This window comes from Proteiniclasticum sp. (assembly GCF_032054185.1).
In the GTDB taxonomy this organism is placed as follows: Bacteria; Bacillota; Clostridia; order Clostridiales; family Clostridiaceae; genus Proteiniclasticum.
In genome coordinates, this window is the sequence record NZ_DAMBTF010000004.1 from 145192 (window position 1) to 155000 (window position 9809).

Genomic DNA, 9809 nt, shown 5'->3' on the forward strand with positions numbered 1-9809 from the left:
AATAAAGAGAAATACTAAGGAGCATTCTGATGGACGAGAGCATCAAGAAAACCAAATATACAAGCATCGACTTCGATTTCGATGAACTAAGCACCATTGACAGTAGTGCTCTTGATGCTGTCGAAGACACACTTCGCGATGCCTCGTTGGTCGGTAATGCCACACAGGCGGGTTTGCAAACAGCAGGACTGCAATCCGCTATCGACAACTACGCACAAGCTATGAATCAGTCCGCAATAGCAAAATCCACTGGATTGCCAGTAAAAACATCCTCTGTCACATACAAAGGCTTTGCCGCCGAGGAGTATTTCAAACACACGCTTAAAATCAATGCTCTGGCCAAAGGTGTGCCGGATTACCATTTGGGCGTATATACAAAGGGTACATTGCCAGATGGGTCAAATCTCTCTGGTATCGATATGGAAACGGACATCTCCGTATGGACTCGGAAGCGTCCGTGGAGCAAGCCTTCTCGGACAGTTGACTATCAATCCAAAATACATAACAAGCCTTCGGTTTATACAAAAGACATGGCTAATGCTCAATATGAAAATGTCGAATTTGTAGGTGGCTCAGGGCAAGGAGTTAATGATAAGGTCAGTGTTAATGTCGGCAAAAAGACGGTTTCATCTGATGCAATCACCCCAGAAGAAGCAACAAATCTCGCCGATTCAATGAAAGCCCAAGAAACGCCGGAATACCAAAAAGCCGTAGAAAAGCATGGTGAGCTTAACAGGGTCAATTTAGGTAGGGCGGTTGCAGCCGGAGCCGCTACCGGTTTTGTCCTGACAACAGTCAAGGAAATAGTTGATGTAATAAAAAACAGAGATGACTTATCGGAAGACCAGTTCATTTTAAGTATAACGCATATTCTCTGTGGAACTGCGGACGGCGGCGTCCGTGGCGGGGCGATAATGGGTTCCGTCCAACTATTGGGGAAAGTCGTAGGTAAAGAAGTGGCGGCAAACTCACTCGGAGCGGTACCTGTTATAGCTGTTGCAAATACAGCCGTGGATTTTGCGAAAGACCTCTATAGATGCTTTGTAACCGGAGAGATAGATGCCGATGATTTGCTTTGCAACACAATAAAAAATACATTCTCGTCATTTGCTGGCTTCGGCGGAGCATATGTAGGCACTCAAGTCGCCGCAGGGATTGCATCAGCAAAGGCAGCAGCAGCTACCGGAGCCGCTATAGGGTCAGCATTGGGTCCCGTTGGGACTATTGTCGGTTCCGTGGTTGGAGGAATTGTCATCGGGTACGGTGCCAATGCGATTATTGGAACAGCAAACAAAGATGCACAGAAAGCATTTAACGAATGTGTCGCAGAAATTAACACTCACATCGAACTCGGTGGCTGTGAGAAGCTATATTATTTCGCAGACTCAATGTCGAGCATTTCTGAATTCCGCTTGTCGTTTAAAGACTTGTTACCTTGCTACAATCTGGTTTCCGACCTTAAAGAGTATAATATTCGAAAAAAGGCAATTAGGTGCATTTATGAGCAACTTGACGCCAGTATAGCCAGCGTGGAAACCGCAAAGATTGACGCATTACGGAGGCTAGGAGCACAACATAGTGAGAGACTTCAAGAATTGCAGGCTCGCTTTAGTGAACAACGTGAAGCTATGTTTGACGAGTTCAAAGAGTCAATGAATACCTATGTTGCAAATTCGTATTCTCAATACATTGCTTTGTTTGAGGTTCTCTCGAGAGACATCGAGGCCATTAAGGCACTTCTTGATGACAACATATCAACCCATAATGCAATTCTTGACTATGCGCGAAACCGTAACATGGTTAATGCACAATTAAACGAAACACTTACAGACATAATGAATGACCAAGAATCTGCGTATTTACTTAAGCCGTTTGTGGAAAAACTGGAATGGTTTATGCAGCAAGATGAACTGATGGTCGGAAGGCAATATCTATCACTTGATGAGGCTTTATTTCTTGTGAATGGAGGTCAATCATGAGTGCTTGGGATATTGTTTTGCCACACCGTCTGCTTGTTAATCGTTCATTGCGTAAGGCATCAGCCGATTTGCGGTCTCGAATTGATAAGTACGAGACCAACTATGAACTGACAATTGAGCGTTGTTCAGCGGAGATTGAAAAGGCGCGAGTTGACAAGGATCTATATTTTGAAAAAATAAAGCTGTCCCTGTTAGAGGAATTATCAAAGGATGCAGATTTGTTCGATAAGGTTCGGGCAGGGTTATTGGAATATGTAGACCTATTCCTACGTCGCCAATGCTTATATAAAATGCAGGAAGCCAAAAGACTTGAAAAGCAAGCGCTTGTCGAGTATAGAGATTTCCTGACAGCGCAAATGAGTTTGATAGGCGAGGAGATCGATATCCTTGAAGCACGAAAGGACAAGCTGGTCGCTCAAGCCAAGATCGAAGATATTAAGGAACTGGTCAGGTTGACTGGATGTGAAGTCACCGTTACTGAGAACGAAGATGCCATTTCACTTTTAGAGAAAGTCTCCGAATTGGTGGCTGTCAGTGAGGGATCTGAAAAACTGACAAAACAGGCCTTACAGAAACTCCGTGCTGTCCTGCAAGAACGAGTTGATTTACTCCCAGTCATCCAGTACATTTCTTGGACGATTCAGCAGAAAAAGCTATTTTCGGCTCAACTGAAAAGCGACCGAGACAAAACAAAAGACGATTTCAAATACAAAACGGATGAGTTGATGGAAATTAGCGGAAGCATAAACTCCCTTAGCCGTTCGCTTGATGAGCAAGCCAGAACAGTTAGGGCGTTTTGGGCTGTCCCAATTTCCAACTTAAATGTACAAATATCTTTTTTTGATAGAAAATTGAAATCACGTTTTGCTGATGTGAAAGACCGCCAAGCGGAGCTAGACAACCTTTTTGTCACGCTGAAAGATACAAATCAACAAATACAGCAAATGATTAACTCACACTCTGATGATAATTGGAAATGGGAACGCCTCCAGAGTGAAAAATCTAACTACCGAAACAGCATATCATCGGCAAAAGAATATATTGATATGCTTCAAATACAAATAACTCAAGATAAATCTACGCTTACATCATTAAAATCTGAACGGCAACAGTGGTATGCGCGGCAGCAGATGCTCTATTCGCTTTGTAAGAAGAATGATGTGTACCTAATTCCTGATGGTAAAGCAGAGTCGTCTGATGAATGCCGAATAATAGATGTCAGACTAACAGAACTATATCAGATCGAAAACGATGCCAATCAGCGAGAGCAGGAGCGGTTCAAGCGAGAGTCAGCCCAGATACAACAGCAAAGAAAATCGAAGACAGACGACCTATCCTCCCAAATAGCAAACGCCGAAGCCACACAAGCTAAAACAAATGTAGTCTTTGACCAAGCGTCAAAGCAATTATCGAACAGTAAAAGCCGAGATGCGAGATTCTTCTTATTAAAGCTGTTCTCAGAAACAGAGGAAGTCAGTCGTGCAAAACAGGCTTTACAATTGGCAACCGTTCAAAAGCAAAGAGCCGATACCGAGTTGGCGGCATTAAAAACAGAACTCGCCAAAGTCGCAGAGGAATTTGACAGGCAATTAGTTGCCTGCCTCCCAAAACCCTACCGTCCATCATCTGCCGAAAGTGAAGAAAGAGAAAAACTTGAAGGCAGAAGAACTGAGTTGTTGGACACACGCAGGCAAAAGAAAGCTACACGAAAGGAGGGGCTTTATGACAGTCAAAATTGATTTTTCCCTTGGCCGACGCTTTGGCGTTGTTGAACAGACTATCTTCCGTCTTGTTCTGAACGGGCTAACAGATGCCAAGCAAATAAGCAATTTGCTGGGGGTTTTCTCTGACGTGGTGATTGCAAATGCCCTTCGAAAACTGGTCAATCAGCAAATTATTAGTGTTGATATAGAGTCCCGCAAACTCTCGCTTTCGGATGCCGTTGTTGCACTTATTGAAATTTGTTCGCACAGCTCATTTGAAATAGATATACCCAATGAAATTCTGCTTGTTGCCGACAATGCTGACTATAGTATAGAAAAAACTGCTATTGAAGCCAAAACCGCAATACTGGTTGAATTGCTACCAAAGGTCAAACGTAGTTTCTTAATCGGTTTAGCGAAATGCTTTGACTTTAGGATTTGTGCGGGAGGTGAGAGTTATGACTGATAACACTTGGACAGAACATTTATCTCACTGGAGGACGTTTTTATCCGAAAGGCTCACTTCTCTTGACGACGTCGGAGAACAGATAAAAGTTGAGCGACAACTCAAAACCATAGAACGTGTTCGTTACGCTGCGGTAATCAATCCAAAAGTGCTGATAGAGTTTATTAATCCGTCGGATGTCCCTTTACCCCAAGCGGAGGATTATGATTATTTCCTTAATCTCAACGACTCGCAAAAAAAGGCGGTAGAGATTGCCTTGGGGAATAATGCCCTTTCCCTAATACAGGGACCGTCGGGAACCGGCAAGACGCAGGTTATCGCCGAGATTTGTTTACAATTATATCGTAAAAATCCAGATGTCAGAATACTGGTTTGTTCGGAAACCCATATTGCCGTGAACAACCTGATTTCGCGTATCTCAGAATACGACGATTCAATCAGGATCGTTCGTATCCGCGACAAAGAGCAAAATAGCGCGGTCGACGAGTTTTCGCCAGAAGCAATAATAAGCACATATAAAGAGTGGCTACAGGCAAATTATAAAAGCCAAGACGCAATCAATATCATCTCAGAAACCTTATCGGACTATGAGGATAGGAGTCTTGAAAAGTCACTTGCATTATCGGCTAATATTGCTGGCATGACTTGCAATCGAATTAATGCCTACGAATTCGAATCGTCGTCGGAGATGTTTGATGTCGTGATTATAGATGAAGTATGCAAAGCAACGCTACCAGAAATTTTGGCCCCGCTAACCATTGCACAAAAGGCAATATTAGTCGGCGACCCTAAGCAGTTACCACCCGTTTTCTGTTCCGAGGAAATAGATGTAATTAGAAGTATCGAAAAGTGTAATTTGCAGAATTATTTATACATTGATGACCTATTCTTGAAGTCTAAAAATGTCTCTGTACTAGATACGCAGTATCGTATGACCAATCAAATCGGGAAGTTAATTGGAGACTTATTCTATGATGGTGAGCTCAAAAATGGAAGAAACATCAAAGGCGACAACAGCATTATATGGGTTGACTATACTCCTTCTGAACTGTGGCCTCGCTATGAGGCAAATAGAGTTGAAAGGCTGAAAATTTACAACCTCGATGAGTGCCGGATCATCACAAGTATTTTAAAAGAACTCGACGACAACGCTGAAATTTTAACATCAGTTGCTGTAATCGCACCTTACAGACATCAGGTAACTACACTGCAGGAATTAGTGCAAAAAGAATCTTTTAGATGTCTCAATGTGAATGTAGACACCATCGATGGCTTCCAAGGAAAAGAGTGCGACATAGTAATATTCAGTTTGACGAGAACTGTTGGCTCTTTCAGATTTCTTGGTGATGTTAGGCGATTGAATGTTGCTTTATCGAGAGCACGCGACAAACTGTATATTGTAGGAGATCTCAACTATGCCGTTAATCATAATATACTTAAAACAATTGCTGACTATTGTGTGAAAATAAATAGTAATACTCATTTGGATTTTCTGAACAGAAGTCAATGATTAGTCCTGATGGTTCCAAGAACGTTTGATTTCGGGCGGTGAATTTGATTATCCAATAAGCCCGGATAGCCTCAAACTATAGCACTCGGATAAACTTTTGCCTTATAAATCTTAGTGGGAGTTGTATCACAGATTTTTCGAGAGGTGAGGTTTTGAAATATTTTTGTACTGTAAGTGATCGTGTAGGATCATGTTATCATGAATTCTACATAGGAAAGTGGGATAATAAAACTTTCTGGAAATCAGATTCAATGTTGTTGCACGATGATATTCTTAACGAAATAGAAATATATAGAGCATTTGCAGCAGTGATTCCGGGCTATGATCCCTATGGCGAAACACAAGTCAATCAATCCCAGTGGGAAGCTATACTTGATTATGCGTCGCAGTTAAATACTCAAGCAAAAATTGCCCTCAGTGAAATCTCCGTTTGGGTAGATCAAGCGCTAGACAATGAGGGAATGTTTACGATCTTGGGAATATAAGGCAAAACCACAAACATAAAAGCCATGGCGAATACAACAACATGAATATTCTACGAAGATTAACCGCATCCTAAGGTTGTTAACGCCCCTTAATGAATTTGTCTTCCGACCTTTGAGAAAATAAATAATCGACGTTTGATTGGACCGTAAGAGCGTCCTTCATGATGCTTTTTTGCTTTGAATAATCCTTTAGTTTTGATTTTTTTGTATTATTAAATGCGTTAAATTCCAATTGAAGTTCACGGAGGGCGGGAATTTTTTCTGAGGAGATCGAGTCAAATGCTCTCTTTGCAGATTGATGAAGCAATATGTCTTCTAAGTTTGACTCATAGAATTTTGTCGAATATCCGGCTTGTCGATATGCCGTAAATACATCCTTCGTCCTTGAATAGTTAATGATATGCTTCTTCAACTCAGTAATCTCCGCCATTCGTTTTTCAAGATCCTTGATCTGCTGTGACAGCTCGTGATAACGATCCGTCGCAGCTTTTGTTTTTTCAACAAGTTTTTCATAGTCGGTGATGTTATTCTCCGTCAGAAAATTGATGGTCTGAGCCATCTGTTTCAGATTGAAAACTTTTGCCCAGCGCTCGTAGCCAGGACCTTTACCAGCTTGAAGTCTGGCCTGGATATCCACCAGAAGATTAATCTTGTCTGGATTTTTTCGATAAGGTCTTTTGACTTTTGGAGTGTGGACGGTCTTTCCGAGTATTGCTGATCTCAGTTCATCTTCAGAATATCCTTCACCCAGGGATCGTAATCTGGTGAATTTTTGCTGACCACTGGCTTTGAAAGCGAGATGCTGCCCTTGTTTCACTTCATAGCCGGACTCCATCATGAGCTTCAGGAAAGTATCAAAATCTGCTGGCTTTTGTGCCATGACGGCATCAATGGTTTGCCTCAGCTTCTCCTGCCAGGAAAGTGGTTTTTTATCACCTAGCCACTTGCCGTAATGAGATGGTCCCTGCTTTGGAGCTTCGATGATTGAAAGTCCGTTCTCCAGGCAGAGCTTGTCGCTGATTTTTCGGATCGCTTCACTGGAGCCAAGGAAATTTCTGAATTTCTGCGTATGGTCGATGGATGTGGAATTAAAAATAATGTGGTTGTGAATATGGGCATGATCTGTATGCGTGGCGACAAGAAATTGATACTTACCCTTGGAAAAACTCATGGCGAGCTCGTACCCGATCACCTGTGCCTTCTCTGGGGTTATTTCTCCCGGTTTAAAGGACTGCCGGATCTGATAGAGAACGATGTCGCTCTTCTTCTCTTCACAGCGTCCAATGTAGGTCTCATATTCTTTTTTGCATAGCAGCATCTCTCCGACGGCGGTTTCCGGTTCACAGCCATAGGCTTTGACGAGCTGGCCTCTGTTGGTTTTATCAGGATTGATGGCATAGGAAAGGCGTTCATGTACCGTGTGGGCCACGGATTGACCTTTTATGACATGCATGGGGATTAATCTTGTGGTTGCCACAGCGGACACCTCCTTCCAAAAGAAAAAGGCGCAGCAGATTGCTCCACCGCGCCGTCACAGGATTATAATTTCTTTTCTCAAATAGCTTTCAGAGAATCATTGAATACGCCAAGCAGCTCAACCAGGAAGGCTGCGATCAGAGGCAGTCCGAAGGGACTGATCAACCAGGCGAGGACCATCAATCTCAGACCTTCCGGGAAATCCTGCAGCAGGACCATGGTTCCCAGCGCAATGGCAAAACAGACAAATGCCACGATCCCCAGCACCATGGTAGACAGCTGACACAGCAAACGGCAAGCTGCAACAAGGATCGTCAAAGCCAGTGTTATTGGGAATAAGAACAGCTTAATGAGAAATCTCATGCTGCACACCTCCATTCATCAGAGAATTTTCTTCTAACCTGATCGTAGCAAGGAATTCAAATATCGTCCATGTTGTCGATTGAAAATTTTAATCTATGGTGGAAAGGCGGGTCATGATCTGATCCGCCTTTTCCCATACACTCTTTAGGCTGGTCTGGATATCCTCGATATCAGCTTCATAGAATCGCCCGGTCTCATTAGCCCGCTTGGCGTATTGATTCAGATTGTTGCTGCTTCTTCGAAGGAGCGATACCAGTTCAGAAATATCGGAGAGGTCCAGGCAGACTACATAGCCGTCAATGGCCATCTTCCTGATGTAAGCCCCCATGTTTTTTGTCCCTAACTGGCGCATCTTTTCTTCGATCAGCGCTTTTTCACGCTCATTGACCATGATAATAATGGGGATCTGACGCTTTCTGTTTGCCAAATTATCACCTCCACAAGTACCCACCACCCTTCTGCAGCAGATGCTCTGCTTTAGTCGTCTTCTTCTTTGTAGTCGGGAACCAGGATCAACTCTCCATATTCCTGATCACTCATGGCCGTCAGCTTCTTCAAAGCACTTTGGGTAAGCCCGGCAAGCTCTGCGTCTTCAGGAGCAAGCTCAAGGGCGATTTTTTCAAGCCCTGCGATCAGTCCGGCCCGGGTACCAGTATTATAAATACACATGAGGTTAAGCTCTTCAATACTGAATCTATCCATCTTCATCTCTCCATTTCTGCAGTTTTGTGAGGCAGCGCTTTGTTGATCTCTGGTTTCTCGGCAGGCTTTTTCAGCCGCTGCTTTACGGATTCCTTCTGTGGCTTTTTCTCTTCATGACCTTCAGTAGCCTCTCTGGATTTATCTACCTCTTTGTTAGGAACATTATTGATCAGTCCATCAAATTGATTGTCATTCTGCTCCACCGTATCCTCAATGTTCCGCAATGGATTGATGGGTTTGAGGAACTCTGGAACCTCCTTGAAGCCGATGGCGTCCACATAATGGGCCGTGTGCTCACCGTGTTGCTTCAGGACGATGACATGAGATGATGCGTTTCCTTAACGATCTGCCTTGCGAGTTGACTGAATATGAAGAAGATTATGTAAGGACTCTCTTGGAAAAGATAACGGTTTATGATGACTATTTCATTGTGGAATTTAAGTCTGGAATTGAAATCCAAATTGACGAGTAATCGATACAACACTATAACGAAGTGGCTGATGAGATATACCGCTTGCGTGAACTGAGGCAAAATGCATTGGTTGAAAACGCAGTCATGTCAACTCGCAGAATATGATGATCTATTGGTGAGACGGCTTATTGAGAAGTTAACAGTCTTAGATGATAAACTGACTATTGAGTTCAGGCTCAGTGCTGAAATTGATGTAGAAATATAATGCATATAACTAACCGCCAGTCGAGGAGAATTATCCTTTATCTGGCGGTGTTTTAATCGTTAAAACCCTCATCAAGTATAAATAGAAAATACATTGCTCGTTCACTTGAATAACTGTTCAAGTATCTATTGACTTCTTTTTATCGCAGTAGTAAAATTAACATGTGAATAACTGTTCAAGTATGCAATTGAAATAATATCGGAGGTGATAATGTGGCAAGGAAAATTCAACCAACTGAAAGATGTGACTGTGATGTTATACATGAGGATACTGTTAACCAAGTTCGAGAAAAAATGCCTCAAGAAGAAACCCTATATGATCTTGCGGAGCTATTTAAGGTCTTTGGGGATTCAACAAGAATTAAGATACTCTGGGCGTTAGATGAAGCCGAGATGTGCGTTTGCGATATTGCATTCTTATTGAATATGACCCAATCAGCAATTTCTCA

The 9809-nt window shown here is 42.7% G+C and carries 11 protein-coding genes (1 of these 11 running past the window's edge); 6 read left to right on the top strand and 5 right to left on the bottom strand.

What is annotated here, in order from left to right:
• Window positions 1–29: 29 nt before the first annotated feature.
• The 5 genes from RTX25_RS03655 (at window position 30) to RTX25_RS03675 (ending at window position 6143) form a co-directional block, all read left to right on the top strand.
• Entirely contained in the window at window positions 30–1979 is a 1950-nt protein-coding gene (locus RTX25_RS03655) for a hypothetical protein (protein ID WP_312650635.1), read from the top strand.
• Entirely contained in the window at window positions 1976–3718 is a 1743-nt protein-coding gene (locus RTX25_RS03660) for a hypothetical protein (protein ID WP_312650638.1), read from the top strand. The genes RTX25_RS03655 and RTX25_RS03660 overlap by 4 nt, the downstream gene beginning before the upstream one ends.
• The gene (locus RTX25_RS03665) at window positions 3702–4148 is read left to right on the top strand and encodes a hypothetical protein (protein ID WP_312650641.1); all 447 of its coding nucleotides are present in this window, start codon (window positions 3702–3704) and stop codon (window positions 4146–4148) included. The genes RTX25_RS03660 and RTX25_RS03665 overlap by 17 nt, the downstream gene beginning before the upstream one ends.
• Window positions 4141–5658 (top strand): AAA domain-containing protein, encoded by a 1518-nt coding sequence (locus RTX25_RS03670; RefSeq protein ID WP_312650643.1) that lies wholly within the window; start codon window positions 4141–4143, stop codon window positions 5656–5658. Before RTX25_RS03665 ends, RTX25_RS03670 begins: the two co-directional genes overlap by 8 nt.
• Before the next feature lie 152 nt (window positions 5659–5810).
• The gene (locus RTX25_RS03675) at window positions 5811–6143 is read left to right on the top strand and encodes a hypothetical protein (RefSeq protein WP_312650646.1); all 333 of its coding nucleotides are present in this window, start codon (window positions 5811–5813) and stop codon (window positions 6141–6143) included.
• A gap of 79 nt (window positions 6144–6222) precedes the next feature.
• Here the strand turns inward: RTX25_RS03675 and RTX25_RS03680 are convergent, their stop codons facing one another.
• The 5 genes from RTX25_RS03680 to RTX25_RS03700 all read right to left on the bottom strand — a co-directional run bounded on the left by RTX25_RS03680 (window position 6223) and on the right by RTX25_RS03700 (window position 8962).
• Entirely contained in the window at window positions 6223–7620 is a 1398-nt protein-coding gene (locus RTX25_RS03680) for a relaxase/mobilization nuclease domain-containing protein (RefSeq protein ID WP_312650649.1), read from the bottom strand.
• Between the two features lie 77 nt (window positions 7621–7697).
• Window positions 7698–7982 carry a CD1845 family protein gene (locus tag RTX25_RS03685; RefSeq protein WP_312650652.1) on the bottom strand — a complete coding sequence of 95 codons (285 nt, stop codon included), beginning with the start codon at window positions 7980–7982 and terminating at the stop codon, window positions 7698–7700.
• Window positions 7983–8070: 88 nt separating this feature from the next.
• Entirely contained in the window at window positions 8071–8409 is a 339-nt protein-coding gene (locus RTX25_RS03690) for a plasmid mobilization protein (RefSeq protein WP_397428512.1), read from the bottom strand.
• Between the two features lie 50 nt (window positions 8410–8459).
• Window positions 8460–8684 carry a transposon-transfer assisting family protein gene (locus RTX25_RS03695; protein ID WP_312650655.1) on the bottom strand — a complete coding sequence of 75 codons (225 nt, stop codon included), beginning with the start codon at window positions 8682–8684 and terminating at the stop codon, window positions 8460–8462.
• 2 nt (window positions 8685–8686) lie between these two features.
• A complete protein-coding gene (locus RTX25_RS03700; RefSeq protein ID WP_312650657.1) occupies window positions 8687–8962 on the bottom strand; it encodes a DUF4316 domain-containing protein in 276 nt (91 codons plus the stop codon).
• 611 nt (window positions 8963–9573) lie between these two features.
• Here RTX25_RS03700 and RTX25_RS03705 point away from each other — a divergent pair.
• A protein-coding gene (locus RTX25_RS03705; RefSeq protein WP_016184419.1) for a metalloregulator ArsR/SmtB family transcription factor crosses the window boundary here: on the top strand, window positions 9574–9809 show its 5' portion. It continues 139 nt past the right edge of the window; the window shows 236 of its 375 coding nt (coding positions 1–236); its start codon is at window positions 9574–9576; its stop codon lies beyond the right edge, outside the window.